A 25757-nucleotide genomic window follows, 5' to 3' on the forward strand; every position below is an offset into this window, starting at 1 on the left:
TCACTCCGCCAAACCGAGCGCCTGTTTTTGCAGCGCGCATAATTCGCGGATGCCGGCCTCGGCCAAATCCATTAATTGGTTCATCACCGCGCGGTCAAACACCGCGCCTTCAGCCGTACCCTGCAATTCGACATAGTGGCCGGCGTCTGTCATCACCACATTCATATCGGTGTCGCAATCCGAGTCTTCCGGGTAATCCAAGTCCAGCACCGGCACGCCCTGAAACACGCCGACAGAAACCGCCGCGACAAAGGCTTTGAGCGGAATCGCCGGAATCAAGTCGCGCGCCTTGAGGGTGGCGAAGGCGTCATATGCAGCCACCATGGCCCCGGTGATAGAGGCGGTGCGGGTGCCGCCGTCGGCCTGGATCACATCGCAATCCAGATGCAGGGTGCGCTCGCCAAAACTGTTCAAATCAAAGGCGGCGCGCAAGGAGCGCCCGATCAGGCGCTGAATTTCCTGGGTGCGCCCGCTTTGCTTGCCGCGCGCGGCTTCGCGATCCATGCGGCTGTGAGTTGAGCGCGGCAGCATGCCGTATTCGGCAGTCAACCAGCCCTGCCCTTTGCCTTTTAAAAAACCGGGCACTTTTTCTTCCACGCTGGCGGTGCAGATCACTTTGGTGTCGCCGAATTCGACTAACACCGAACCTTCAGCGTGACGGGTGTATTGACGGGTCAGACGCACCGCGCGCATTTGCTGCGGGCTGCGTCCGCTGGGACGGCAAAAAGCATTCATCAGTTTGAATTCCTGGAGGTGATTTGGGATGATTTTTGAATCGCGCCGCGAATTTCCTCGATCGCCTTTTCAATTTCATCATCATTAAACAGATCATCTTCCGCCGCATGCTGGGCGATATTGTCCTGCGGGGCCTGGATCGTGGTCGAAACCGCGCCCACCGGCAAGGTATGGGTGGAAATGCTGGTGATGTCTTCCAGCTCCTTGCTGCCCTGCCACATCACGGCCAGCGCGGTGGCGTTGTCGCTGTTTTTACCGGCGATGCCGACCGCGCTCTTGAGCAGATCGGGCACAGCGCGCATCACGGTGTTGCCGGCAAAACGCTGCGCCAGCACATGGTCCGGCAAAACCGACCACAGGCCATCCGAGCACAGCAAGAGGATGTCGCCGGCCATCAGACTGGCGCGGCGGGAAATTTCGACAATCGGCAGATTCGGCGCACCGATGCAATTGAATAATTTATTCCGGTCCGGATGGGTGGCGCGCTCGGAAGGATCGACCTTGCCTTGCGCAATCAGGGTTTCCAGGCGCGAATGGTCGCGCGTGCGCGCCAGAATCTGGCCATTGCGCATCCAATACAGCCGCGAATCGCCGCAATGCGCCCAAATCGCCGTATTGTGCTGCACCAGACAGCCGACAATGGTGGTGCGCGGCGTCTCCGGCAAATTATTGATCGCGCGGTAACGGTGGATTTCCCGGTGCGCCGCTAAAAACGCATCTTCCAGGAAGCGCTCCGGTTTTTTGACATAAGGCGTGGCCTGCTGTTGAAACAGGGTGGCGATGGTTTGCATGGCGATGGTAGCCGCCATTTCACCGCGCAAATGCCCGCCCATGCCATCGCACAGCAGGAGCAACAGCGCATCGCGCGTGAAGCTGTAACCCATGCGATCCTGGTTGATTTTGCGCCCGCCGATCAGGCTTTCTTGATATACGGAAAATTGCATGCCGCTCACTCTATTCTGTTGCGTCAGACCGGGGCCGTTTCAGGCGCCAAACCGGCTCGCTTTGGCAATGATACGCGATTGCGCAAAACTCATTGCGTATGCTCTTGTATCGTGGTGCCGCGCGCCTTGTCGCGCCGCCTCAAGCTGCCCAATAAGCCTTTGATCTTGCGCGTGATTTTTTGTCCCAATGACTGCTGTTGCTCCTGCTCGGCTTGCGGCGGGGTGTATTGCAGCAAGACTTTTTGCATCTCAAACAGGCTTTGCGGGCGTTGCAAAGGATCAATCATCAAAGCCCAGCGCACCAGATTGATCAACTCCGGCGTATATAAACCGTTCAGCTTTTCATAGTAGGCGTCCATCTTATCGCCGTTTTTACGCTGATCCGAGGCTTGCGGCGGCGCCCCGCTCATACAGGCGAACATGGTGGCGCCGACGCTGTAAATATCCGACCAGGGGCCTAATTGGGAGTTTTTGACATACAGCTCCGGCGGCGCAAAGCCCGGCGTGTACATCGGATAGAGTTTGGGCACATCCGCCTTCAAGGTTTGGCGCGCCGCGCCGAAGTCGAGCAGAATCGGCGTGCCATCCACCCGCAAATAAATATTGGCCGGCTTCAAATCCAGATGCAAAAGCTTGTTGGCGTGCACCTCGCGCAAGCCATTGATGACCTGATTAAAGACTTTACGGATGAATTTTTCCGACAGGATGGGCTGCATGCCCTTGTCGCGCTGGCGCAAAATATGGTCTTGCAGCGAGCGCCCGGACTCATACGCCATCACCATATACACCGTGTCATTGGCGCGGAAGAAGTTCACCACCGACACCACATTCGGATGCGAGATGCGGGCCAGGGCGCGCCCTTCTTCAAAAAAGCATTTCAGGCCGATGCGGAAAATCGGCAGATTGCCCGGTGCAATCGCCGGGGTCAGCTCGCCTTCACGCCGCAGCGCCAGCGAACTGGGCAGGTATTCCTTGATGGCGACCGCGTTACCCTCAGCGTCATACGCCAGATACACGATACTGAACCCGCCGGACGCAATCTTCTTTACAATGCGGTATCCGGCGATTTCCAGTCCATCTGGCAGGGGGGCGTTATTTTGTGCAGCCATAATGTTCAGAGCGTGTTTTTACCGGATTGTGTGGATAATTCCATCTTTTGTAAAGAAGGGCCTGGAAAAAAAGCCGGCGTCAGCCATCAGCTTACTCCTTTCGGGCCTATAACGCGGAGGCAAATTTGAGCGTGCACAGCATGACCGGCTATGCGGTCGCCACCAGCGAAAGCGCGTGTGGCACTTTGACGATTGAAATCAAGAGCGTGAATTCACGTTTTCTCGATTTACAGTTTCGCATCAACGATGATTTGCGCTCTTTGGAACCGCTCTTGCGCGAAGCCCTGATGGCGCGCGCCACGCGTGGCAAGGTGGAATGCCGGGTCAGCTTTGGCCGCAAAGCGGCGCAAGGCCAAAGCCTGGCGCTGAATCATGAATTACTCAATCAATTGCGCGGCATGCAAGATCAGGTACGCAGCAACTTCCCCGACGCGCGCTTAATGTCCATGGGCGAATTGCTGCGCTGGCCGGGCGTGCTGGAAGAAGCCCAGTTGTCGCAGGAAAGTCTGCAACAGGATGTGATGCAGGCAATGCAAAGCGCGCTCACCACCTTTGTCGAAAGCCGCGCACGCGAAGGCGCAGCCCTGGTCGCCATGTTGTGCAGCAGGATCGATGCGATGGAAGAAATTGTCGCCCGCATCAGCCCGCTGGTACCGCAGATCGTCGCCCAATTTCAGCAAAAAGCCACCGAACGCATGCATGAAGCGCTCGGCCTGGCCGGCGATGGCCCGGCTTTATCGCGCCAGGAAGTGCTGGAACGCATCCGCCAGGAAGTGACGCTGTATGGCATCCGCATCGACATCGCCGAAGAACTCTCGCGCCTCACCGCGCACCTGGCGGAAACCCGCGCTATCCTGAAAAAAGGCGGTCAGGTCGGCAAACGCCTGGACTTCATGATGCAAGAGTTAAACCGCGAAGCCAATACCCTGGGTTCCAAAGCCGCCGCCAAGGAATTGGCCGACGCCTCGATGGAGCTCAAACTCTTGATCGAACAAATGCGCGAACAAGTACAGAATCTGGAATAAGCAAGGAAAACCCATGAGCCAAGAACAACATTTCAGCGGCTGCCTGTTCATCGTCGCCGCCCCTTCCGGCGCCGGCAAATCGACCCTGGTGAATGCCCTGCTCAAAGAAGAGCCTGGCATCAAACTCTCCATCTCCTTCACCACGCGCGCGCCGCGCCCGGGCGAAGAAAACGGGCGCGAATACCATTTCGCCTCGGTGGAAGATTTTCTGGCGCGCAAAGCGCATGGCGAATTTATCGAATCCGCTGAAGTGCATGGTAATTACTACGGCACTTCGCGCCTGTTGATCGAAGATGAAATCCGCAAAGGCGCTGATGTGCTGCTGGAAATCGACTGGCAAGGCGCGCGTCAGGTCATGAAACAATTCCCGCAGGCGATCAGCATTTTTATTTTGCCGCCCTCAATTGCCGCCCTGGAAGAACGCCTGAAAAAACGCGGCCAGGACGAACCGCATGTGATCACGCGCCGCCTCTTAGGCGCCGGCGGCGAAATGGCGCATGCGCCGGAATTTGAATACATCCTGATCAATGAACAATTTGACACCGCCCTGTCCGATTTGCGCGCCATCGTGCGCGCCGCACGCTGCCGCATGAAGCAGCAGGCGCGCCGCAACGCCGATCTGTTCACCCAGCTCGGCATCCACGACGACTGAGGCAGCCCGGCCGCCACACAGTGCGCCACGCCGCTTGTTGCATTCTCACAAAAGGCGGGGCGTATGTGACATTTCCGTTATACTATTGATGTGTTGCAATGCGGCGAAAACATGTTATGCATGTTTTCCTTGTCGAAATTGTTATTTCATGGCAATCCGGCTCAGCTCAGCATTGCTGTTTGATTATTGTTTTTACGCTACATCCCCTTTTCGGAGTCATCATGGCACGTGTCACTATTGAAGATTGTCTGCGCACCATTCCCAACCGCTTCCAGCTGACCCTGGCCGCCACCTATCGCGCGCGCCAATTGCTGCAAGGCCATACGCCGAAAGTCGAAGCCAAAGATAAGCCGACCGTGATCGCCCTGCGTGAAATCGCCGCCGGCAAAGTCGGTCTGGAAATGCTGAAAAAAGTCCCGGTATAACGCCGGCCCCTGTTTTTTTGCACCACCGGCATGCGCTCCGCTGACGCCCCGATTGCCTCCCCCGCCCGCAAAAACGGGCGGCGCGCTCAGCCAGCGCCTGCCGCCACCGCCGCGCCGGAAAACCATCCCGCCTCTGTCGCCAGCGTCTCCACTCTGCTGGAAAAACTCGCCCAATATCTGTCGCAAGCCGAAATGAAACGGGTGCGCGAAGCCTACCGCTTTTCAGACGAAGCGCATTTGGGCCAGGTGCGCAAATCCGGCGAGCCGTATATCTCGCATCCGATTGCCGTGGCGGAAATCTGCGCCGATTGGAAGCTGGATGTGCAGGCGATTCAAGCCGCCCTGCTGCACGATGTGATGGAAGATCAGGGCATCAAAAAAGAAGAACTGATCGAACGTTTCGGCGCGCCTGTGGCGGCGCTGGTGGATGGTTTATCCAAGCTGGAAAAAATCGAATTCCAAAGCCAGGCCGAAGCGCAGGCGGAAAATTTCCGCAAAATGCTGCTGGCCATGGCGCGCGACGTGCGCGTGATTTTGATCAAGCTGGCCGACCGCCTGCACAATATGCGCACGCTGGAAGCGATGGCGGCGCACAAAAAACGCCGCATCGCGCGCGAAACCATGGACGTGTATGTGCCGATTGCGCACCGTCTGGGTTTGAACAATATCTACCGCGAACTGCAAGACCTGGCGTTTTCCCACCTCTACCCGATGCGCTACCGCACCCTGGCAAAAGCGGTGCGCGCAGCGCGCGGCAACCGGCGCGAAGTGGTCAACAAGATCTTGCACTCGGTGTCTGACACGCTGGCGCGCGCCGGCATGCGGGTGGAAATCCAGGGCCGCGAAAAAACCCTGTTCGGCATCTACCGCAAAATGCGCAATAAGCATCTGAGTTTCTCCCAGGTGCTGGACGTGTATGGCTTTCGCATCGTGGTGGACAGCTTCGCCAATTGCTATGTGGCGATTGGCATTTTGCACGGCCTGTACAAACCGATGCCGGGCAAATTCAAAGATTACATCGCCATTCCCAAACTGAATGGCTATCAATCGCTGCACACCACCTTAGTCGGCCCGTATGGCACGCCGGTGGAATTTCAAGTGCGCACCCAGGACATGCACCGCGTCGCCGAATCCGGCGTGGCGGCGCACTGGCTGTACAAAAGCGAACATGAAAACATCAGCGACTTGCAACAGCGCACCCATGCTTGGCTGCAATCGCTGCTGGACATTCAAAAACAAACCGGCGACTCGACCGAATTCCTGGAGCATGTGAAGGTCGATCTGTTCCCGGATTCGGTGTATGTGTTCACGCCGAAAACCAAGATCATCGCACTGCCGCGCGGCGCCACGCCGATTGATTTCGCCTACAGCATTCACACCGATGTGGGCGACCGCACCACCGGCGTCAAAATCAATCACGAAGAAGCCAGCTTGCGCACCGAGTTGCACAATGGCGACATCGTGGAAATCATCACCGGCGACCACGCCCGCCCCTCGCCTGCCTGGCTGACCTTTGTGCGCACCGGCAAAGCGCGTTCGGCAATCCGGCATTATCTGCGCGGCTTGCAGACTGCCGACACCATGGCCGCCGGCGAACAGTTATTGAATCAATCGCTGCAGCCTTACAAACTGGAAGGTCTGCCGCCGCATTTGATGGATCGTTTTCTGCACGAATCCAACGCCAAATCGATGTCCGACATTCATGCCGACATCGGCGTCGGCAAACGCATGGCCGCTTTGGTTGCGCGCCACATCTTTGTGCTGGTCTCACACGACCCGAAGAGCGCCGCCCTGCTCAAACCCATGCTGGAAACCAGCACGATCAAACAAGACCCGGTGGTGATTTACGGCGAAGACGGCATGGCGGTGCAACTGGCCAAATGCTGCATGCCGATTCCGGGCGACAATGTGGTGGGCAAGCTCAACCGCGACCAGGGCTTATTGATCCACAACACCGATTGCGCCATCGCCAAACGCTGGCTGAGCAAAGAACCGGAGCGCTGGACTGAAGCGCGCTGGGCGGCAGACTTAAACCGCCGCTTCGACTGCCGCATCCTGCTGCTGGTGACCAACGAGCAAGGCAATCTTGCCCGCGTGGCGGCGGAAATCGGCGACGCTGACGCCAACATCAGCAATGTCAGCATGGAAGAAGACAAAGAACACGGCATGACCGAACTGCGCTTCACCATCCAGGTCACCGACCGCGTACATCTGGCGCGCTTGATCCGCAATGTGCGCAAGGTGGAGGGGGTGACCAGGGTGCTGCGTGAGCGTGGGGGGTATGAGCGGGGGTTGCAGTAGGCTATGCCGCTATACCAGGATGCGCTTTATTTGATCAAGGCCAATCTTGAAGAGTGTGCGCGGGGCGGCAAAGTAAGGGCTGTCGCCATCGGAAAATTCAGCGCAAGCCAATATGCGACGATTAATGCAAGTCGCGCAGCAAACAATCTCCCCCCGTTGGAAAACCCGGAAATTGTATTTCTCGGCTCGCATCTCTATAAAAGCAGGGTAGTTCGCGACGCTTACACCATCCAGGATGTCATCACACAAATCAGTTCAGCAACAGCAGACTCCGCTGTCGTCATCATCAATAGCCGCATGACTGCCACTCGCAGCAATAGCTTGCGCAAGGATGGCTATGGCAACATGGTGCTGGACGAAGCAATCTATGAGCTGACACAACGCAAGCCCCGGGCCGAACTATTCTCCGTGATCCCCAAGGGGGACAAAATCAAGCCGAATCAAGGAAAAAATCAGTCTGAGTAAAGAAAAAAGCCACCCCGAAGGGTGGCTTTCAGATGAAGCTGCATTCGCCCGGGTAACATACATCAGTCCAGCGCACCAACACAACTCCGCGTTAATTGTATCATGCGTCAAGCAAGCTTTTGAGGAATAGTTCTGGTATATTGTGGTTTGTAGCTGCAATGAAGTTTGCGGAGGTTGTGAGTTTGGGGTTGCATCGCGCAGAGAAGATTTAGCCAGTTAGTACCGACACCGTTTCTACATCATACCAAAACGATCCTATCAGATTATAGGAGCAACATAGTGGAAGAATACAGCGTAGAAATCAATGAATGGAAGCAACTACAATTGCACCATCTTTTCTCGGCCTATCGTAAAGCAAAAGCAGATTGCTTCTACGAAAGACCCTCAGGGAAACTTATTGAATTTGCAAAATATGAAGAAAATTTATATGAAAACTTAAATCTCTTATTAGAAAAACTACATTCGCTAAATGAAAGTTCATCTTTTTCAAATTTCATGGAAAATAAACCACTAGCAATTGCCTACCCAAAAACAATAAAAATCTCAACTAAAGAATCTAATAGCGAGAATAATCCGATTGACGAATCTATCAAATTTTTCACATCAAATACGTCTGAATATATTGATACGCTCTGCAAAACAAATACAATCTCTCCCGAGTTTCGCATAATTGGAAGTTTTGAGATTGACACTCATATATTATCAGCACTCTGGATCAACAAAATTGGTCATAAGTTCGATGCAATACTAAGCAGAAATATCGTAAGCGCCCAACCGCCCCATCTCCCCAAGCCCACAAAACCCGCGCATGCTGTGCCCATCAAACAGGAGGGGCAAGTATGCAAAGCAAATCACCGAAGAAAAGCAGAGAAGAATGGCTCGCGCACGTGCGGGCGTGGCGCATGAGTGGGCAAACGCAAAGCGCGTATTGCCGGCAGCACGAAATCAATCTGCCGGTCCTGCAATACTGGATCAAGCGCAGCCGCAGCGGATCTGAAAGCGCGCCGCTGACCTTGGTTGCCGCACAAGCGCCAACTGGCGCCATTTCTGCCCCCATCAGCGGCAATCTGACGCTGGAATGCGGCGCGCAGCGGCTGCATATTCCGCTGCATGTTCCGGCGCAATGGCTGGCTGCTTTATTGCGAGAACTGGCGTGAGCTGGCCGCAGCCTAAGCAAATCTGGCTGGTGCAAGAAGCGATGGATATGCGCGCCGGCATCGATAGCCTGGCCGCGCGCATTCAGCACAGCTTGGGACGCACGCCGTCGGATGGCGCTGCATACGTGTTTCGCAACCGGCGCAACAATCGCCTCAAGGCGCTGGTGTTTGACGCCAGCGGCATTTGGCTGTGCCAGCGCCGTCTGCATCAAGGCGGCTTCACCTGGCCGGAACCGGGCGCGCAAGTGTTTCTGCTCAACACAGAACAATGGGAATGGCTGTGTAAAGGCGTGGATTGGCGCCGTCTGAGCGCTGCCCACATCCCCGCCTGGCTGTATTGAAATGCGCTTTGGCAACGATCCGACTGGTTCTTGATCAGGTAAAAAAATCCCATGAAAGAAACCGCAAAAAAGATGGTGTTTACGCAGGAAAAAGCGCTTGAAAGCGTTACACTTCAGGCATGGATTTCATTGCGCAAAAACACCGCTTGCAACACACCGAAGGCATCCCGTCCCCGCTACGGGAAGAGCTGTTGGCGCTCATTGAGCAAGCCACGCAGGCAGAGCAAAAAGCTGCTGCATTCGCACAACGCGCCACACATGCAGAGCAGCAAGCCGCACAAGTGCAAAGCTATGCGGATCAACTGCGCCAGCAAAACGAAAAACTCCATCAAGAAGTCACGTACTTGCGCCGCATGCGTTACGGCATCAAGAGTGAGCGCATGGCTGACAGCACGCAGCGCGATTTGTTTGAGCAAGATTTGGATGCCGATATTGAGGCGCTGCAAGCCGAGTTGGATAAGCTCGCAGCAGCGTCCCCAAAAAAAGAAGCGGTCAAACAAAAGCGCCCTGGTCGCCTGCCGCTGGCGGCGCACTTGCCGCGCGAAGACGTGTTGCACGAGCCGGCCAGTTGCGACTGCCCGGAATGCGGCAAAGCGATGCGCAAAGTTGGCGAAGATGTCACAGAAAAATTATCGGTGCAGCCGGCAGTGTTCAGCGTCAAGCGTCACCGCTATCCGAAATATGCCTGTCAGGCTTGCCAATCCATTCATCAGGCGCCCAGCGCACCGTCGATTATTGACGGCGGCGGCGTTGAGCACGATGTGCTGGCTTGGTTGCTGGTGTCGAAATATCTCGATCATCTGCCGCTGTATCGCCTGGAGCAGATCGGTGAGCGCCATAATGTGCCCCTGTCCCGCACCAAGCTGGCGCAGTGGGTAGGACGTACAGGCGTGGCGCTGGCGCCGTTGGCGGATCGCTTGGCGCAATTGTTGCGACAGCGGCGCTGCTTGCATGCCGATGAAACGCCGGTGGCGCAATTAGCGCCGAAAACCGGCAAAACCGAGCGCGGCTATCAATGGGTGTACCGCAGCAACGATATGGAGCCTGGGCCACGGATTGTGGTGTATGACTATCAGCCATCACGCCAGGGACAGCACGCGCGCAACATGCTGGCGGGCTGGAGCGGCTATTTGATGGCGGATGCGTATTCCGGCTATCAGGCATTATTTGCTGGCGGCGTGGTGGAGCTGGGCTGTATGGCGCATGCGCGGCGCAAATTCTTCGATTTGCACGCAGCACGTCCAACGCCCATCACCACCGAAGCCTTGCATCGCTTTGCTCAGTTATATGAAATTGAGCGCGAAGCAAAAGACATGTGCGTAGAACAACGCGCGGATTTGCGACGGGAAAAAAGTCTGCCTCTGTTAGCGGAATTCGAGACCTGGCTGAATGAAACCAGCGCCCGCGCCAGTCCGTCCTCCGGCTTGCAAAAAGCGATCGTGTACACCCTCAGCCGATGGCCTGCGCGGGTGCGCTATGCACACAGCGGGGATTTGCCGATAGATAATAATGCGGCGGAAAATGCCTTGCGCCCGGTGGCCATCGGGCGCAAGAACTGGCTGTTTTACGGCACAGAACGCGCCGGCCATCGCGCCTCTTGCATCATGTCTTTGCTGGCCACGGCAAAGCTTAATGGCCTTGATCCATACGAATGGCTGCTTGATACGCTCAACAAATTGCCCACTTGGCCAGCCAATCGCTTGGATGAGCTATTGCCGCTTGGGTCTGTGATTCAGGTCTGATCGAGATGGGGGCGTTGGGCGCTTACGAAATATCTATGGTTCGCGTTTAAGAAGATTAAAAAAGACAGATTCAGATTCTTATGAGTATAATATCGGGACCATTGGTTCATTTCAACCATATTATTCTCCATACATTAATTGGAGAAAAAAAGGCTTCAACATGATTCAGAAAGAAATTACATCTGGCTCCGGAGTTTCAGTAGTAATTATGGATATTTCAAGTTATTACCATAATATTGATCCATCTTTTTTTGGCAAAGAAATCTTTTGGGATTCTTGTGGGATAAACCTTACTTCTTGGGAGAAGCAATTTACACGTGAATTCTCAAAATTTCTAGTACATTGGAGCAACTTAGCTGGGGAAAACATCCTTGCTGATAATAACATTGAGTTCAAGGGTGGATTACCTATGGGATTATCAATATCAAGAATAATTTCCAATCTACAACTATTAAAATTCGATAGTGAGGTTGAGGAGGAACTCAATCCAGCATATTATGGAAGATATGTCGACGATATTTTTTGGTAATTAAAAAAAATGGAGGAATTCCAACAAGAAAAGAAATTTTAGAGTCGTTGTTTTCTAAAATTAGCTGCATCCAGAAAACGTCAGACGGTAAAGTAAAAATTAATCAAGGATCTGAATTTGGAGAGTCTAATTTAATTTTAAATGAAACCAAGTTGAAACTATTTTACCTTGAAGGCCAACCTGGGTTAGATCTGCTCGCCAATATTGAAGCAGAACTATCAAAACTTTCAAGTGAACGACGGCTGATGCCCTCTCCTGAACATTTAGAATCAACAGCCTCCGCAAGGGTTCTTTCGACAGCAGGTGCATTTGATAAGGGCGAGTCTCTAAGTAATATAAATAACTTGTCAATTCGCAGAATGAGCTGGGCAATACAACTTAAAGCAGTAGAAACTATCGCAAATAACATTCCACCTCAATACTGGCAAGAAGAGCGTGAAAAATTCTATAAATTTACACAGAATCATATATTAAGATTTGATCGCCTCTTTGATCATATAGACTATTTACCCAGAATACTTTCATTAGCGATTTCCGCCGGGGATGTAAGCCAGGTTGGAACAATTTGCAATTCAGCATTTAACTCAATAAATTTATTAAAGTCAAAGACTGATAAAGCTTTAATAATAAATGGAAAGGAAGTTATATTACAGAATAGCGATAGAATATGGCATAATCTAACCAAATGGATAAAGGAGCTAATTCAAGAAACAATCTATAGATCAAATATACAAAAAGAATTGATTGATAGAATCACCTGCCTCAAAGTGATAAATAGCTTCATATTTAAAAGTAAAAATTTAGCCAAGGGCTACATTATTAATAGCGCCGACAGATTATCCGCATCATTTTTAGGGATAAAGAAAAACACGGAACATCCTCAACTCGAACCACTGTCATCAGCAGATATTAATATAAAGTTATTAATATTTCATGTAAGCCGAGCTGAGGAATATAGTTTTTTAAAATCCCATTCCGACCAAGAGAAAATTGGTATATTTTACAATCTTTTAAAAGTTAGAAAACCTAGCTTTAACGATTCACCAATTCCTACTGAAAACGAAATTTGCGAGAATTCTGTATTATTTAAAAATATTTCAATAACATCAAAGCAAGATGGTGATATTGTAAATGTAGGATATAAGAGAAATAGGAAAGATAAAAAAATCCGCCTTGGAATATGTAACATTTTAACCACACAAAAAAGTTGGATGGCCGGAGCCAATGATAATCCAGATTTATCACTAGAAAGATATCATAGAATCCGGCGAATTGTTAATGAAGCTATTTCTGCAAACCCTAGACCGACATATTTAATTTTTCCAGAACTATCGATTCCAGAAGAATGGTTGCCAACTATCGCAACTATACTGTTAAATTCCAACATTAATCTAATCGCAGGTTTAGATTACAAAAGAAATAATAAAGGGGAAATCTATAGTGATGTTGCATTGATTTTAATGCAAGAAAATAATCAACCATTCTCAGCGATTCAATTTCGACAAAGGAAATCGATGCCGGCCCCCGGCGAGGAAAAGGAATTGCTTCATTTATTTGGCTTAAATTGGTATAAGACCGATGATGGCTCAAATAAAAAAACAGTTCCTTCTCCTAAAAAAATATACAATCATAATGATTTCTATTTTGGGGTTTTAGTTTGCTCAGAGCTGCAGAATATTGCCTATCGGCACCATTTTCAAGGAAAAGTTGACTGTATGATGGTTTTATCCTGGAATCAGGATTTGGAAAGCTTTACATCACTTATTGATTCTGCAAGTTTGGATGTTCATGCCTATATTACTTTAGTAAATAATAGAGCATATGGAGATAGCAGAGTTCGCGCTCCAGCCAAGGAAAATTACAAAAGAGATATTTGTAGATTACGTGGTGGTGAAAATGAACATATAGTAGTTGTAGAAATTGATGTTGAAATTTTGCGAAAATTTCAAAGCCGCGCCAAAAGATGGCCAAGCGACGACGATCCATTCAAACCAGTGCCAGAAGGTTTTACAATCTCAGATGAAAGAAAAAAAATTCCTTAATCCCATTTTTTGCACAACTCACAAAGAACTAGATGGCTAATTTACAAAAGTCCGTCACATCAGGATTTTCTTAAAATACCTTCATTTCTTAAGAAAAGAGCCATCAAATAGAACTATGAGGCTAATGATAGAGATAAAACGTGACTGTTCAGCCGAATTCAGACCAAAAACGTAGGGGCTGAGAGCCACCAGGGGGTCAGTTCTAACATTCCAACATTTTCAATAGTAACTGATGCCTTCTTGATCAATTTCTATCACAAAAAATGTGACCTAATCAAACCATTTACCTACAGGAGATAGTTGTGAGCAAAACAGATGTAAATTTATATCGTTCAATCAGAAAGGAAGATTTTCCTGATGGCACCATCATAGAAAGTCAACCGGCGCCTGAGATTTTATACCCTGACTTTGAGGATCGGGAATTACCCAATGGAAAAACCCGCAAGGCGGATGTATCTTCAAGTAAAGATAAGGAAGGAGTAAATTGGGTGCATGCAGGAGGCGGCACATCTTTATTTGATCGAGCGGAAGTTTTTCCAAAAAAATACTGGATATGTTTTGAATTGCCAGAAGGCACGACAATTCCCGAATCACTGATTGTAAGATTTACAAATTAGTCTCCCCTGAACAATTCCCAACCTCCTGATTTTATTGAAAAAAATTGAGGAATGGAGACCGCAGAATTGCAAGAAATGATTAAAATAGAATTCATTTCCGGCAAAAAGCGGAGGGGCAAATGGGGCCGAAACCGACGGGGACAGTAAGCGCGGATATGTTCCGACAAAGGCTTGATGAGTTGGTCAACCCCAAACATCCATTGGTGAAGTTGGCCGATTTGATGGATTGGAGCGTGTTCGAGAGGGAATGGACGACGCATTTCCCGTCATCGCGAGGCAGACCAGCAACTTCTACGCGCCTGATCGCAGGCCTTTTGTATCTGCAACACACATTTGCGTTATCTGACGAAGATGTTGTGTGGGGATGGGTTGAGAATCCATATTGGCAATTGTTTTGCGGGGAAATTTGGTTTCAACATCACCCGCCAATTGACCCCAGTTCGCTGACGCGTTGGCGCAAACGGATTGGAGAAAAAGGTCTGGAATGGATGCTGACGCAGACAATCAAAGCAGCAGAAAAAGCCAAGGTGGTGGAACAAAAAAGCTTTGAGAAGGTGATCGTTGATAGCACAGTGCAAGAAAAAGCGATTACGTGGCCAACCGACGCAAAATTGCTGGAGCGCGCCAGGCAGCATCTGGTCAAATTTGCCATTGAGGAAAAGTTGGATTTGCGGCAAAACTATAACCGTGAGGCGCCAAAATTAGCCGGGCAAGTAGCGCGTTATGCTCACGCCAAGCAGTTCAAACGCATGCGCGGCAGTTTAAAGAAGCTCAAGACGCTGGTGGGGCGCGTTTATCGGGATGTGGAGCGCAAGCTCGCCAACAAGTCTGAGAGCGTGAAGCAGAAAGCCAGCGACTTGCTGGCCAAAGCGAAGCGCCTGCTGACGCAACAAAAAAATGACAAGAATAAACTTTATAGCCTGCATGCGCCGGAAGTTGAATGCATCTCCAAAGGAAAGGCCCGGCAGCCATATGAATTCGGTGTGAAGGTTTCGATTACGGTGACACACAAAGAAGGCTTGGTGGTGGGGATGCGCAGTATGCCCGGCAACCCATACGATGGCCATACTTTATACGAAGCATTGGAACAAGCGGCCATCCTGACAGATACCCTTCCAAAAGAGGCATTTACAGATTTGGGCTATCGCGGCGGCACAGCGCCAAGCGGCGTTAAAGTCTTCCATCGACGTTTAAAGCGCAACATCACAGCGCGACTTCGGCGGGATATCCGACGGCGAAGCGCAATTGAACCGGTGATTGGACATATGAAAAATGACGGAAGATTGAGCAGAAATTGGTTGAAAGGCGCTGATGGTGATGCCTTTCATGCTTTGTTATGCGGCTGCGGCCACAATCTGCGCATGATCCTCCGAAAGCTCCGGCTTTTTTTGGCCTTCCTTGCGTTTCTTTGCAGCTTCAGATTTCCTGAGGGAAAACCTTGTCTGACCGCAGATTGCATTTGTTGACCTTAATTTGAATTGTTCAGGGCCGACAAATTACAATCAACGATTCGAAGCCAATCATTTCCAGATTGAAAGCAAAGCAAGAATGATGACTAAAGACGCCTATCTTGGCGCATTGGATAATTTGGCCAGAAATGCGATTGTCAGAGCAGTGGAACTTGGTCGTAAAATTTGAAAGGATATATCATGGTTGAAATTACTGTAGCTGCTTTAATCGCAGCCATTGAAGCACTGGATGAAAAGATCTGGCGCTTGATTGCCGAACGGGATCAAATTCAGGATGATGAATTAGCCGCTGGTGATATGGATGATATCATATTGTCATACATGAAATCCGCTGTCTCCTTGCGTGAAAGTTATCAACTAGCTCAAGAAATGGGTTTCAATATGACGCCTTATGAAAAGTTGGTGAAGTCGGTTGATTTGTTAAGCCCGATGCGGAAATAAGAAATCAATAGGCAGATCATGAAAAATCGGCTGCATTCCATCCATTATGCAGGCGAAGAATTTCAAGAAAAATACGTGACTGCTTAGCCTTCATAAGGATGGACGAAGCAGATTCCGTTCGCCCTGAGCCTGTCGAAGGGCATGGTTGGTCATGGAAAACCGTGGTTCGACAAGCCCGGCACAATGAAGCTGCAACCCGCTTGGTATATAAACCGACTTGTTAGCGCAGTGGCTGAATAGATACAAAAAAACTATCAAATAGCGCCAAGAACTCGAATGGAGCAATTTGAAACGATACGGGGTCACCTGATAATCATGCACGGGCAGCATATCCCGGGCAGTTGAGTTGGCAAAGCTTGGACAATAAGAAGGTAAGCATGTTTGGATTGGGCATAAGGGATGTGAAACTGTTGATAACTGCAGTTGACGACATTCCGGGGCGTCCATCTGAGTGAGTCCGGGTGAAGTAAGCCTCCCGTCATTCCCACATGTTTTTAGCCGGAATCCAGCGCTGTGCCAACAGCCACCGTTTGAACTCCGCGCCACCACTTTATTCCCCTTCGGCTAAAGCATGCGAAGGCAGGCTCTTCGCGGGAGTGCCGGTGCAAGGGCTGAATAGCCACCTTCTTTTTATTGCTCGCGAGAAAATATTTCCTTGCGAGGCCATGTCCGTGCTGATAATCTGAAGCTTCAGGGTTCACTCATCATTCACCGGGAGTTTGTATGAGGCAGATGAAACGCACGGTTCTTGCTGCAGGCGCAATCAGCCTTGTATGCGCATTTTCAGCACAGGCCGCAACCTATGACATCAGCAGCAATTTTATCCGCAGCGGGGTTTCTGAATCTCTGACCTCCTTGTTCATCAATCCCAGCACCGCCACCGTCCATCAATACTCGGGCCTGGTGGAAATCATCGTCAGCGGCACAGGCTGGAGCGCTGGCAGGGAATTGAATGACGCCTTCCACGGCGTACCGCGCGGCACGCCTTACGATAGCCAGTGGTATCAACTCAATCTGGGCTGGAATGGCGCCGATTTAGCGCCCTACTCCGGTGAGGCGCGCAATATCAGCAACTACATCAACTTCATTGATGGCGTTGGCGCGGTCAACGGCGGCATACCCGCTTTTCGCACAGATCACCGCTACCATTTCGTGGTGAATGTGCCGCAAAACGCCGGCCGTCTGCAGTTTGGCGTGTCGGATGGGATTTTTGCGGATAACGGCGGGCAATACAATATTCAAGCGTTCAAGGTCACGGCAATTCCTGAAGCCGGCGCCTATGCCATGCTGCTGAGCGGTTTGGCGGCGCTTGCTCTGCTCTCGCGCCGCCGCAAGGTTTGACTTGATTTGCGGCCTGTCAAACGGGCGGGGGCAGCGCCAGCGGAGACAGTATTCACAAGCAGGGCGATGTCTGCACATCGCCCTGCCCTGCGCCATGCCAAGCTTTACGGCTTGCTGTACGTCAGGCTATAAGACCCGACGCCGACCGGGTTCATCACCCGGTAGCGGTAGTAACCCGCCGTGCCGTTATAGCTGATCTTCTCACTGGCGCTCGCGCCTTCGCTCTTGGCGACTTGCACCCACTTCGAGCCGCTCCATTTTTCCAGATACAAATCAAAGTCGGCAGATCCCGGCCCCACCAGGCAGGCGCTATGCGTGCCCGCCACCGTGCTTTGATAGTAAGAGCCGCCCGGTAAAAACTGCGACTGGTTGGTGGCGCCGCTGAAGTTGCCAGTCAAGCTTGTGCCGGTGCAGGCAGCGCCGCCTGTCACCGTGATGGTTTGGCTGCTGCTGTTGGTGGCGCCGGAATTGTCGGTGACGGTCAAGCTGACCGTATATGTCCCGGCTGTGGCGTACGCATGCACCGGGTTTTGCTCGGTGCTGTAGCTGGCGTCGCCAAAATTCCATGAACGTGAAACCACGCTGCCATCGACATCGGTGCTCTGATCGGTAAAGCTCACGTTCAATTGGGACGGACTGGCGCTGAATTTCGAGACCGGCGCCTGGTTCATCGTGCCGCCTTGCAAGGCCACTTTCCATGCGCCCCGGCCATAGGTGGCCGCCACCATGACGTGCGGGTTAGCGTTGATTTCCAAATCCTGCACCACCACCCCAAGCGGCAAGCCGGTGGAAAACGGTACGAAGTTATCGCCGCCATCTGCACTTTCATACACGCCGATATCGGTGCCGACAAACACCCGTTGTGCATTCAACGGATCAATTGCGACGCTGTTGGCCGGCACATTCGGCAAGCCATTGCCCACCGCCGTCCAGCTTGTGCCGCCGCTGTTTGAACGATACAGGCGGCTGGCCCCGAACCCTGCGCGCGTGACAAACACGCGCTGGTTGCTGGTCGGATCAATCGCAATATCGCTGACCCGGCCGCCTGGATAATTGCCGGTCACGTCACTGACGGCGCTGCCGGCTGTGGCTGCGTTGCCGCTATAAAAAATCTTGCCGCCAGAGGTGCCGACAAAGGCAATGTAATTACTGCCGACTTGTTTCGGCGTAATCACGGTGGCGGCGCTGCCCATATTGCCGCTCAAAGCATTCCAACTGAAATTGCTGGCCGAGGTTGTGCCGACATACAAGGTATCGGAAGCCACCCACACCTTGGAGCCGGCAGTCGCCAGCGGCGTCACCCATGGGAAGTTGGCAGAAGCGCTCAGGCCGGTGGTCGGCAGATCTTTATACGATCCGCCCGCGCCGCCGGTGGTGGAGCGCACAATGCTGGGATAACTGCCGCTCGGATAGCTGGTTTGCAATACGGTATTGGTATTGCTGGGGTCGATTGCATTCATGAAGCCGTCGCCGCTGGCGTAGGTTAAGCCCCATACCTTGCTGGTGGTGCGTCCCAGTGAGGAATTATCCTGCGCGCCGCCGAACATCCGGTTTTCGCTGCTGAAGTCAACCGCCACATCATAAAACTGGGTCACGTTCAAATTACTGTTCATATTGATGAAGTTGGCGCCGCTGTCGTCGCTGCGCCAAATACCGCCGTCACTGCCAACCCAGAAGCGGCCGGGATTATTTTTTGACCAGACCAGCACATGGGTATCCTGGTGCACTTTCTGCGATGTGCCCCAGCCGCTGGTGAGGGTGGTGAGGCGCGTGCCGCCGTTGGTGGACAAGGCGAAACGGATGCTGCCGACCAGAATTTTGTCGGGATCGGTGGGATGCACCGCCAGCGCCAGGTTGTAGCTGCATTGGCCTTCGCAGGCTGCGTTGTTGACTGCGCTCCAGGAGGCCCCGCCGTTAGCGCTGCGATACAGCGCAGACCCCATCAAGACATACATCACTTGCGGGTTGGACGGCGCAATCGCCATCCGCATGCGCCCTGTGCCGATTGTCATGCCATTGCTGGTATTCGCCCAGGTCGCGCCGCCATCGGTGGATTTGAACAAACCCACGCCGGCAGAGGTCGCATATACCGTATTGCTGCCCGGCACAAATGCGATGTCTTCCACTTTGCCGCTCAAGACCCGGTTCCAGCTATTGCCGCCGTCGCTGCTGCGATACAAGCCGCCGCCATTGAGCACGCCGCCGGCATCGCAGGCGCCCAGGCCGCCGGCCAGGATGACCTGGCTGTTTAGCGGCGCAACCGCCACCCCATTCACGATGGATAAGGGCATAGCTGTTTCGCCGCTGCCATTTTTGGCTTGCCAGGTTTGTCCCGCATCACTGCTCATGAAGACGCCTTGGCCGAAATATCCACTGCAGCCGCCGCCGTTTTTATCGCCGGTGCCGACCCAGACTTGATTCGGGTCTTGCGGTGCGAGTGCGATGCTGCCGATTGGCATGGTGCCGACCTGATCAAAGATCGGTGTCCAATTTGTGCCGCCATCGGTGGTTTTCCAAACCCCGCCCGCCGCGCTGCCGAAGTAGAGCGTATTGTCATCTTGCGGGTGCGGCACAATCGCATTGTTGCGTCCCGATACCCGTCCCATGCTCCAGCCGGACATATTCATCGATGAAGGCCCCATTTCGACCCATGTTTCGCCATTCGCCATGGCTTTCTGGCGCATGGCGGCGCTGCGCACCTGCAGGCTGCGCACCGATTCATCGCGGTGGCTGCGGGCATTGGTTTCACCGAGCAGGCTGCGGCTTTCGGCAAACCATTTTTGCCGCTGCACAATCCGCCAGCCTTCATTGGCTTTCGAGTCAGGCGCCACTCTGACTGCGCCGGGCGCGGCGGCTTCTTGTTCAGCCGCCGCCAGCGGCAGGCCAAGGGACAGTAATAAGCATGCGCCGAGATACGGCAGGCGCGTATGGATATGGAAGTTTGTTTTCATTTTTTTCGATTGTGAACCGGCCTGCCGAAGCATGTCGGCATACTGGTTTTGTTGGTATGGGAAAGGTGCTGCTCGTCTCCTGCAACGTGCTGTTGCAAGATAATTATAGGCATGCGACTTATCTAAAAAATCACACTTGGCAAAAGAAAAGATTTTCACAAAGCTGGCCATGCTTTCGCCAGAATTTGCTACGCCGGAATTTATTTTTTTTTAAGAAGTGTTCAGTTTTGGGGCTGTACTGATATCTGAAGCAATATCCGCCTTGGCGGCACACAGGATGATGGCTCAGGTCAGGAAATGATGCGGCGCTGTTTGCTGCAAATGGCGGCAATTTGCAGCTGACCTCAGGCGCATACTCATCCTGTGTACACGCAGAATTTAATGCGCGCTTACTGCAGCCGGCCCGACGCGTGATACAAAAATTTTTGACATCGCCTGAGAGCTGCTGATTTTCCGGGAATTTCATATTGAAAAATATACACTTTCTTTACTCCGGGCAAGCGCCTTTAGCAGCGTATAATATATGTTTTACATTCCCTGTAATTACAATAACATTCTTTCAAAACCATGAAGTTATACCATCTTCACATCCAGGATATGCCGCACTTCATGGTTGCCGCTGATGCGCATCCTGCTCGTTCATGGCTTCAGCTTTTAAGCAGCCGTGCAGATCCGGGATGTCCAAGCCAAGACCAAGACTTCAGCCTTTCGTCATCGCGCACCGCTTGTCGCGGGCCGCAGGCGCCGAAGCGCTGTCATGAATTCGCCAGGAGCGGGCGCCAATCAGCTCAACCTTTCAACAACCTGATCGAGGTATCTCAATGAAAATCATCCCTGTCTTGATGCTTTCCGCCACCCTGGCGCTTTCCGGGTGTGCATCTGTGGATATGGCTTCCAAAGCAGAATCTGCAAAGGCAAAAGAATTCAATGCCCCCAGTCAGGGCAATGCTGGCGTATATATTTATCGTGACAGCTTTGTGGGCAAGGCGCTCAAGAAAGACGTGTGGGTTGATGGCAAGTGCATCGGTGAAAGCGCGCCGGATGTGTTCTTCTACACTGAAGTTGCCGGCGGCAAAACGCATAAAATCGATACCGAATCGGAGTTTTCTCCCAATACCCTTGAATTAATGTTCGAGTCCGGGAAAAATTATTTCATTCGTCAATTCATCAAGATGGGCGTATTTGTGGGCGGCGCCGGATTAGAGCAAATCCCTGAAGAGGAAGGCAAAAAAGCTGTTACTAAACTTGAAATGGCGAAGCCGGGTAAATGCAGCGCGGCGCGATAAGCGCCGTGATCTGAGCACTACTGCTGTTAAGCCAGGGCGCCCACACCGGCATTCGCAGGCATACAGAAATCTGTTCCTGCCGCTTGCCGCGTGAAGCGTCCGCCAGATTCCACCGGTCATACGCAGCAAACCGCGCTATGCCGGTGACGCCAGCGCTGAAACGCGTAAAGCCGGCGTTTTTCTTGCGCACATACAGGCAGCGCGCCAAGCTCAGCGATCCGCCACAAACCACACTTTGCAAATCCCCTCTGCGCACACCTCATAAATCGCCGCGCATTCCAGCAGCGGGCCGTCTGCGCTGATCCGCACCGCTTCCTGATCGATCACTTTATTGCCAAACACCATGCGATTGAGCAGGGCCGCGTGCAACCAGGGCAGATTGAAGCGCTTATCGCGGTAATGCGCCGCCATCGCTTCGCGCCCGCTTAAAAACGGACTGGCTTCGCCCAGGCGGAATAGTTGCACATCGGCAGTGTATTCGCGCACAAAAGCCTGTACATCGCGCGCGTTGTAGGCGTCCAGTTGGCGTTGCGCGAAGCCGGCGGGATCATATGGCAGAGGCATGTGGCATCCTGTCAGTGAAAGGCAATCTCAAGCGGCGCCGGGGGCCGGGTAATCAACTTCCAGAACCGTCAATTCTTCCAGGCCGGACGGCGTGCGCAGGCTGACGGCGTCGCCTTCGCGCGCCTTATTCAGCGCGCGCGCCACCGGCGAGATCCAGGAAATATCGCCGTGAATCGGGTCAATCTCATCAATCCCGACGATGCGCACTTTGTGTTCCGTCCCATCCGCCGTTTCATACACGACTGTGGCGCCGAAATAGATTTGATCCTTGCCATGATGCACCGAGGAATCGACCACCTCCGCCGATTCGATGCGTTTGATGAGAAAACGGATGCGCCGGTCGATCTGGCGCAGACGGCGCTTGCCGTACAGATAATCGCCATTTTCCGACCGGTCGCCGTTCGAGGCGGCCCAGGACACCACTTGCACCACCTCAGGCCGCTCGATGTCGATCAATTGCAACAGCTCATCTTTCATACGCTGATAGCCGGCCGGGGTGATGTAGTTCTTCGTTCCTGCGGGCAGCGGCGGCAGTGCGCCGTCTTCCTCGTCGTCTTCTGTGTTTTCTTTGACAAATGCTTTATTCATCCTGGTATTGTAGCGTCTGATGCGGCTTACTGCTTGGGTGAATACCAATGAAAAGGCAAAGCTTGAAATGAAGCGGGAGACAGCACAAACAGCAGCCAAGGCGCGTGAAGCGGAGCGCTTGCGCATAGCCCAGGATTTGCATGACGCGTTCGGCGGCAATCTGACCGCCGCCGCCCTCTTGCTGGTGAAAATCAGCCACGAAATTCCCGCCGCCACACCAGAACAGGCGCACACACTGTTGCAATTACGCGAATTGATTTCAGACAGCAAGCATCAATTACAACAAGTGATTTTTGACTTGCGCCCCCCGGAATTAAGCCAGGGATTGGAAAGCGCCCTGAAAAATCTGTGTGAAAAATGGCAAGCTTACACGGGCATTGTTTGTCATTTGGAATTTTCCACAGAGCAATCACTTTCCAATCAGGAAACATCACCTGCCCTGCAGATGCACCCGGAACAAGCCCTTGCCCTATACCGCATCGTGCAGGAAGGCTTGCACAATATCGCGCAACACGCAAAAGCGGCGCATGCCAGCGTCGAATTGCGGCTTGCTGACAACAGCATCGCCCTCAAAATCACTGATAATGGCGCAACGGCAGTCAAGCCATGCAGCAGCAAACCCGGGACGAAAGGCCAGGGTTTGCACGGCATGCAAGAGCGCATCAATGCCTGGGGCGGTGAATTGCATTGGGAAGTCCTGCAGCAAGACGGGCGGGATAGCGGCAAAGCGCTTTGTCTGAGCATGCCCTTGCAACCGGCTTAGGCAAGGCCATGCCGCCAGGGTGGCGGCGGCACTCCAAACAAGGTGACAGGCATGGGGCAGCTTCATTCGATCAGAGTGTTATTAGCGGACGATCACGGTGCGATCCGCGCCGGTTTGGCGCACATCGTGCAAACCCAGCAGGATATGCAAGTGGCGGGGGTGGCGGAAAACGGGCTGGAGGCGGTGAAACTGGCGCGCAGCCATCCGGATGCGCATGTGATGTTGCTCGATATTGCGCTGCCGGATAAAAGCGGTCTGGAAGTCTTAAAGCAAATCCGCAAAGACAATCCATTCTTGCAGGTCTTGATGTTTTCCATGTATCGCGAAGACCAGTATGCGATGCGTTGCCTGAAAGCCGGGGCCGCCGGCTATTTGAGCAAGGAAGCGGAGCCGGAAGAAATTGTGGCGGCCTTGCGTCAAGTGGCGGGCGGGCAAAAATATATCAGCGCGCAACTGGCGCAGGAATTGGCGCGCAGCCTGGGTGAAGGCCACAATGAAAACCTGCACGAAGGCTTATCCGACCGCGAATATCAAACCCTGACCATGATTGCGTCCGGCAAAACCGTGAGCACCATCGCCAAAGAGCTTTCGCTCTCGGTCAAAACCATCAGTGAATACCGTTCCCGTCTGCTATTGAAAATGAAGCTGAAAAACAGCGCGGAATTGACGCACTATGCGATCAAGCATCATCTGGTGGAATAATCCTGCAACGCGACCGGGGCGCATCATTGCGACAGCATTCCATTAACAATTGTTTACTTTTTACACCAATGCTGTTACATTTTAGACCGTGTCAGTCAGGTGCTTCCCTGCTCTGCTTGCGCACCAAGCAAAACTCACAGCACCACGTTTCATCTTGATTGCACTCCCTCAGTAATACAATCACACGGCAAGCATGCAGCAACGCCGGTTCCACATTCAATCATCAGGAAAACACAATGAAACTTGCAATCATCTCCGCCAGCCTGTGCCTGGCGTTTTGCTGCGACGCAGCCGCCGCACAAACCGTCAGCGCGCAACTGACCGTCGATAATGAATTCTGGCTGTATACCGGCAGCGCGGATGGCGCCAATCTGACCCTGCGCGGCACGGGCAATAACCACAACATCTCCTATTCCTTCACTTTCAACGTCGCCCCGGGCGAACATCTGTTTATCGCGGCGCGCGACTGGGGCGGTCCGCAAGCCTGGCAAGGCGTTTTCAACACCCCAAGCGGCATGCTGTACTCGAGTATCAACAGCTGGCAATATGCAATTGCGCCGAACAATGACGCCAGTCAGACTGCCGTGCAAAGCGCCGTCGCCAATGCGACCTGGGCCAATCCGCAAGCCCAAGTTTCTTACAATTCTTACCCTTGGGGCGCGTCCGTCAATAATCCAAATGCGAATTGGATGTGGCATGACAATGTTTTCTATAACAGCAGCAGCGATGGCCGCTATGCTATTTTCCGCACCAAAGATGCTGTAGCCGCAGTGCCGGAAGCGCAAACGTATATGATGATGCTGGCAGGTTTGCTGGGTCTGGCGGCACTGGCCAAGCGCAAACAAGCTTAATTGTTACAAGCGGCAGACGGCACGCGCCGTCTGCTGTTCCACACGCTTCTTCACTCCTGCCAAACCTGATTTTTTTCCTGAATCACGGCTTTGCGGTCTTCAATGCGGTATTTCAGGTGATAACAATCGCGTTGATAAGCCGCATGCGCGGCTTGCAGCGCATCGGCCTTGGCCTGCATGGCTTCGGCGCGCTGATTGACAGCCGTGGCCAGGGCGTTATGTTCGTCCAATTGTTGATGCAGGGCGGCGACGGCGGCCTGATCATCGCGGTTGACATCGGCTTGCGCACGGCGCAGAGCCTCACCGCTTCGCGCCACCGCGCGCAAATCGGCCTGATTGTTTTTCTCCAAATCACGCGTGGTGCGGCGCAAAGCCTGTAAGCGGTCTTCCTGCGCAATGCAGGCGCGCAATTGGTCGCGGCTGGCGTAAGGCGTATCCGGCGGCGGCACAGGTTTGCCGTATTTGCCGTATTTTTCAGCGGCCTGGGCGCTGCTCATCAACAGCAGACAGATCAAGAGCATGCGGGGAATCATAGCGAATGTAAGGCAATGGGAAGCCGATATGATAGTGCTTTTTTGGCAAAGCATAGGGCGATGCGGAAATTCCGCCAGGCGGAGCGGCAAACAGTCTGATGTATTGTGGCGGACGCGACTACCGTCGCAAACAAGGCCGGGGCATAGGCAAACGCTGATGCGGGACTGAGGGCTTCCCCCTGCC

General features: G+C 52.8%; 27 protein-coding genes. 20 read left to right on the top strand and 7 right to left on the bottom strand.

The features are described 5' to 3' along the window. The 3 genes from rph to V8J88_RS14490 form a co-directional block, all read right to left on the bottom strand. Window positions 1-735 (bottom strand): ribonuclease PH, encoded by a 735-nt coding sequence (rph, locus tag V8J88_RS14480; RefSeq protein WP_338844862.1) that lies wholly within the window; start codon window positions 733-735, stop codon window positions 1-3. Continuing rightward, window positions 735-1679 (bottom strand): PP2C family serine/threonine-protein phosphatase, encoded by a 945-nt coding sequence (locus V8J88_RS14485; protein ID WP_338844863.1) that lies wholly within the window; start codon window positions 1677-1679, stop codon window positions 735-737. Before V8J88_RS14485 ends, rph begins: the two co-directional genes overlap by 1 nt. Window positions 1680-1768: 89 nt before the next feature. Next, window positions 1769-2788 carry a serine/threonine-protein kinase gene (locus V8J88_RS14490; RefSeq protein WP_338844864.1) on the bottom strand — a complete coding sequence of 340 codons (1020 nt, stop codon included), beginning with the start codon at window positions 2786-2788 and terminating at the stop codon, window positions 1769-1771. A 140-nt stretch (window positions 2789-2928) separates the two neighbouring features. Here V8J88_RS14490 and V8J88_RS14495 point away from each other — a divergent pair, with 140 nt between their 5' ends. From V8J88_RS14495 to V8J88_RS14570, 16 genes are all read left to right on the top strand, one after another. Continuing rightward, entirely contained in the window at window positions 2929-3813 is an 885-nt protein-coding gene (locus V8J88_RS14495) for a YicC/YloC family endoribonuclease (RefSeq protein WP_338849888.1), read from the top strand. Window positions 3814-3826: 13 nt separating this feature from the next. Continuing rightward, window positions 3827-4465, top strand: coding sequence for a guanylate kinase (gene gmk, locus V8J88_RS14500; RefSeq protein WP_338844865.1), 639 nt, complete (start codon window positions 3827-3829; stop codon window positions 4463-4465). Between the two features lie 221 nt (window positions 4466-4686). Next, window positions 4687-4890: a DNA-directed RNA polymerase subunit omega gene (gene rpoZ / locus V8J88_RS14505; protein ID WP_338844866.1), complete on the top strand. Its 204-nt coding sequence runs from the start codon at window positions 4687-4689 to the stop codon at window positions 4888-4890. A 192-nt stretch (window positions 4891-5082) separates the two neighbouring features. Further along, on the top strand, window positions 5083-7191 hold the full coding sequence (locus V8J88_RS14510) for a bifunctional (p)ppGpp synthetase/guanosine-3',5'-bis(diphosphate) 3'-pyrophosphohydrolase (RefSeq protein WP_338849889.1): 2109 nt from the start codon (window positions 5083-5085) through the stop codon (window positions 7189-7191). 3 nt (window positions 7192-7194) lie between these two features. Next, complete coding sequence (locus V8J88_RS14515) at window positions 7195-7656, top strand: hypothetical protein (protein ID WP_338844867.1); 462 nt, start codon at window positions 7195-7197, stop codon at window positions 7654-7656. 279 nt (window positions 7657-7935) lie between these two features. After that, window positions 7936-8562 carry a hypothetical protein gene (locus V8J88_RS14520; protein WP_338844868.1) on the top strand — a complete coding sequence of 209 codons (627 nt, stop codon included), beginning with the start codon at window positions 7936-7938 and terminating at the stop codon, window positions 8560-8562. Next, the gene (locus V8J88_RS14525) at window positions 8559-8813 is read left to right on the top strand and encodes a hypothetical protein (protein WP_338844869.1); all 255 of its coding nucleotides are present in this window, start codon (window positions 8559-8561) and stop codon (window positions 8811-8813) included. The genes V8J88_RS14520 and V8J88_RS14525 overlap by 4 nt, the downstream gene beginning before the upstream one ends. Then, window positions 8810-9154 carry an IS66 family insertion sequence element accessory protein TnpB gene (tnpB, locus tag V8J88_RS14530; RefSeq protein ID WP_338844870.1) on the top strand — a complete coding sequence of 115 codons (345 nt, stop codon included), beginning with the start codon at window positions 8810-8812 and terminating at the stop codon, window positions 9152-9154. The genes V8J88_RS14525 and tnpB overlap by 4 nt, the downstream gene beginning before the upstream one ends. A 119-nt stretch (window positions 9155-9273) precedes the next feature. Then, window positions 9274-10896 carry an IS66 family transposase gene (locus V8J88_RS14535; protein WP_338844871.1) on the top strand — a complete coding sequence of 541 codons (1623 nt, stop codon included), beginning with the start codon at window positions 9274-9276 and terminating at the stop codon, window positions 10894-10896. A 160-nt stretch (window positions 10897-11056) separates the two neighbouring features. After that, window positions 11057-11425, top strand: a complete 369-nt coding sequence (locus V8J88_RS14540; RefSeq protein ID WP_338844873.1) for an RNA-directed DNA polymerase — start codon at window positions 11057-11059, stop codon at window positions 11423-11425. Then, a complete protein-coding gene (locus V8J88_RS14545) occupies window positions 11419-13467 on the top strand; it encodes a hypothetical protein (protein WP_338844874.1) in 2049 nt (682 codons plus the stop codon). The genes V8J88_RS14540 and V8J88_RS14545 overlap by 7 nt, the downstream gene beginning before the upstream one ends. Window positions 13468-13769: 302 nt before the next feature. Next, the gene (locus V8J88_RS14550; RefSeq protein ID WP_338844875.1) at window positions 13770-14084 is read left to right on the top strand and encodes a hypothetical protein; all 315 of its coding nucleotides are present in this window, start codon (window positions 13770-13772) and stop codon (window positions 14082-14084) included. A gap of 119 nt (window positions 14085-14203) precedes the next feature. Next, window positions 14204-15550, top strand: a complete 1347-nt coding sequence (locus V8J88_RS14555; protein WP_338844876.1) for an IS5 family transposase — start codon at window positions 14204-14206, stop codon at window positions 15548-15550. Between the two features lie 7 nt (window positions 15551-15557). Then, a complete protein-coding gene (locus V8J88_RS14560; protein ID WP_338844877.1) occupies window positions 15558-15722 on the top strand; it encodes a hypothetical protein in 165 nt (54 codons plus the stop codon). 11 nt (window positions 15723-15733) lie between these two features. Then, complete coding sequence (locus V8J88_RS14565; RefSeq protein WP_338844879.1) at window positions 15734-15994, top strand: hypothetical protein; 261 nt, start codon at window positions 15734-15736, stop codon at window positions 15992-15994. A 723-nt stretch (window positions 15995-16717) separates the two neighbouring features. Next, entirely contained in the window at window positions 16718-17335 is a 618-nt protein-coding gene (locus V8J88_RS14570) for a PEP-CTERM sorting domain-containing protein (RefSeq protein ID WP_338844880.1), read from the top strand. Between the two features lie 104 nt (window positions 17336-17439). Here V8J88_RS14570 and V8J88_RS14575 read toward each other — a convergent pair whose 3' ends face one another. Next, entirely contained in the window at window positions 17440-20286 is a 2847-nt protein-coding gene (locus tag V8J88_RS14575) for a PKD domain-containing protein (protein WP_338844882.1), read from the bottom strand. A gap of 821 nt (window positions 20287-21107) precedes the next feature. On the opposite strand from V8J88_RS14575, the gene V8J88_RS14580 reads away from it, so the two are divergent. Further along, on the top strand, window positions 21108-21572 hold the full coding sequence (locus tag V8J88_RS14580) for a DUF2846 domain-containing protein (RefSeq protein ID WP_338844883.1): 465 nt from the start codon (window positions 21108-21110) through the stop codon (window positions 21570-21572). 210 nt (window positions 21573-21782) lie between these two features. Here V8J88_RS14580 and V8J88_RS14585 read toward each other — a convergent pair whose 3' ends face one another. Both V8J88_RS14585 and greB read right to left on the bottom strand, forming a co-directional pair. Next, window positions 21783-22136 carry a nuclear transport factor 2 family protein gene (locus V8J88_RS14585; RefSeq protein WP_338844884.1) on the bottom strand — a complete coding sequence of 118 codons (354 nt, stop codon included), beginning with the start codon at window positions 22134-22136 and terminating at the stop codon, window positions 21783-21785. 27 nt (window positions 22137-22163) lie between these two features. Next, window positions 22164-22724 carry a transcription elongation factor GreB gene (greB, locus tag V8J88_RS14590; RefSeq protein ID WP_338844885.1) on the bottom strand — a complete coding sequence of 187 codons (561 nt, stop codon included), beginning with the start codon at window positions 22722-22724 and terminating at the stop codon, window positions 22164-22166. 67 nt (window positions 22725-22791) lie between these two features. Between greB and V8J88_RS14595 the strand changes: the two genes are divergently transcribed. The 3 genes from V8J88_RS14595 (at window position 22792) to V8J88_RS14605 (ending at window position 25040) form a co-directional block, all read left to right on the top strand. Beyond that, window positions 22792-23487 (top strand): histidine kinase, encoded by a 696-nt coding sequence (locus V8J88_RS14595; RefSeq protein ID WP_338844886.1) that lies wholly within the window; start codon window positions 22792-22794, stop codon window positions 23485-23487. Window positions 23488-23538: 51 nt separating this feature from the next. Then, complete coding sequence (locus V8J88_RS14600; RefSeq protein WP_338844887.1) at window positions 23539-24189, top strand: response regulator transcription factor; 651 nt, start codon at window positions 23539-23541, stop codon at window positions 24187-24189. A gap of 236 nt (window positions 24190-24425) precedes the next feature. Further along, window positions 24426-25040 (top strand): PEP-CTERM sorting domain-containing protein, encoded by a 615-nt coding sequence (locus tag V8J88_RS14605; protein ID WP_338844888.1) that lies wholly within the window; start codon window positions 24426-24428, stop codon window positions 25038-25040. 50 nt (window positions 25041-25090) lie between these two features. Here V8J88_RS14605 and V8J88_RS14610 read toward each other — a convergent pair whose 3' ends face one another. Continuing rightward, window positions 25091-25561, bottom strand: coding sequence for a hypothetical protein (locus V8J88_RS14610; RefSeq protein WP_338844889.1), 471 nt, complete (start codon window positions 25559-25561; stop codon window positions 25091-25093). Window positions 25562-25757 lie beyond the last annotated feature (196 nt).

Origin of the sequence: Massilia sp. W12 (assembly GCF_037300705.1) — a bacterium.
In the GTDB taxonomy this organism is placed as follows: Bacteria; Pseudomonadota; Gammaproteobacteria; order Burkholderiales; family Burkholderiaceae_D; genus JACPVY01.

What these genes read in the sequence shown, in the direction of transcription:
- rph (WP_338844862.1), bottom strand. Translation starts at nt 735, where the DNA reads ATGAATGCTTTTTGCCGTCCCAGCGGACGCAGCCCGCAGCAAATGCGC.
- V8J88_RS14485 (WP_338844863.1), bottom strand. Translation starts at nt 1,679, where the DNA reads ATGCAATTTTCCGTATATCAAGAAAGCCTGATCGGCGGGCGCAAAATC.
- V8J88_RS14490 (WP_338844864.1), bottom strand. Translation starts at nt 2,788, where the DNA reads ATGGCTGCACAAAATAACGCCCCCCTGCCAGATGGACTGGAAATCGCC.
- V8J88_RS14495 (WP_338849888.1), top strand. Translation starts at nt 2,929, where the DNA reads ATGACCGGCTATGCGGTCGCCACCAGCGAAAGCGCGTGTGGCACTTTG.
- gmk (WP_338844865.1), top strand. Translation starts at nt 3,827, where the DNA reads ATGAGCCAAGAACAACATTTCAGCGGCTGCCTGTTCATCGTCGCCGCC.
- rpoZ (WP_338844866.1), top strand. Translation starts at nt 4,687, where the DNA reads ATGGCACGTGTCACTATTGAAGATTGTCTGCGCACCATTCCCAACCGC.
- V8J88_RS14510 (WP_338849889.1), top strand. Translation starts at nt 5,083, where the DNA reads ATGAAACGGGTGCGCGAAGCCTACCGCTTTTCAGACGAAGCGCATTTG.
- V8J88_RS14515 (WP_338844867.1), top strand. Translation starts at nt 7,195, where the DNA reads ATGCCGCTATACCAGGATGCGCTTTATTTGATCAAGGCCAATCTTGAA.
- V8J88_RS14525 (WP_338844869.1), top strand. Translation starts at nt 8,559, where the DNA reads ATGAGTGGGCAAACGCAAAGCGCGTATTGCCGGCAGCACGAAATCAAT.
- V8J88_RS14535 (WP_338844871.1), top strand. Translation starts at nt 9,274, where the DNA reads ATGGATTTCATTGCGCAAAAACACCGCTTGCAACACACCGAAGGCATC.
- V8J88_RS14540 (WP_338844873.1), top strand. Translation starts at nt 11,057, where the DNA reads ATGATTCAGAAAGAAATTACATCTGGCTCCGGAGTTTCAGTAGTAATT.
- V8J88_RS14555 (WP_338844876.1), top strand. Translation starts at nt 14,204, where the DNA reads ATGGGGCCGAAACCGACGGGGACAGTAAGCGCGGATATGTTCCGACAA.
- V8J88_RS14565 (WP_338844879.1), top strand. Translation starts at nt 15,734, where the DNA reads ATGGTTGAAATTACTGTAGCTGCTTTAATCGCAGCCATTGAAGCACTG.
- V8J88_RS14570 (WP_338844880.1), top strand. Translation starts at nt 16,718, where the DNA reads ATGAGGCAGATGAAACGCACGGTTCTTGCTGCAGGCGCAATCAGCCTT.
- V8J88_RS14575 (WP_338844882.1), bottom strand. Translation starts at nt 20,286, where the DNA reads ATGAAAACAAACTTCCATATCCATACGCGCCTGCCGTATCTCGGCGCA.
- V8J88_RS14580 (WP_338844883.1), top strand. Translation starts at nt 21,108, where the DNA reads ATGAAAATCATCCCTGTCTTGATGCTTTCCGCCACCCTGGCGCTTTCC.
- V8J88_RS14585 (WP_338844884.1), bottom strand. Translation starts at nt 22,136, where the DNA reads ATGCCTCTGCCATATGATCCCGCCGGCTTCGCGCAACGCCAACTGGAC.
- greB (WP_338844885.1), bottom strand. Translation starts at nt 22,724, where the DNA reads ATGAATAAAGCATTTGTCAAAGAAAACACAGAAGACGACGAGGAAGAC.
- V8J88_RS14595 (WP_338844886.1), top strand. Translation starts at nt 22,792, where the DNA reads ATGAAGCGGGAGACAGCACAAACAGCAGCCAAGGCGCGTGAAGCGGAG.
- V8J88_RS14600 (WP_338844887.1), top strand. Translation starts at nt 23,539, where the DNA reads ATGGGGCAGCTTCATTCGATCAGAGTGTTATTAGCGGACGATCACGGT.
- V8J88_RS14605 (WP_338844888.1), top strand. Translation starts at nt 24,426, where the DNA reads ATGAAACTTGCAATCATCTCCGCCAGCCTGTGCCTGGCGTTTTGCTGC.
- V8J88_RS14610 (WP_338844889.1), bottom strand. Translation starts at nt 25,561, where the DNA reads ATGCTCTTGATCTGTCTGCTGTTGATGAGCAGCGCCCAGGCCGCTGAA.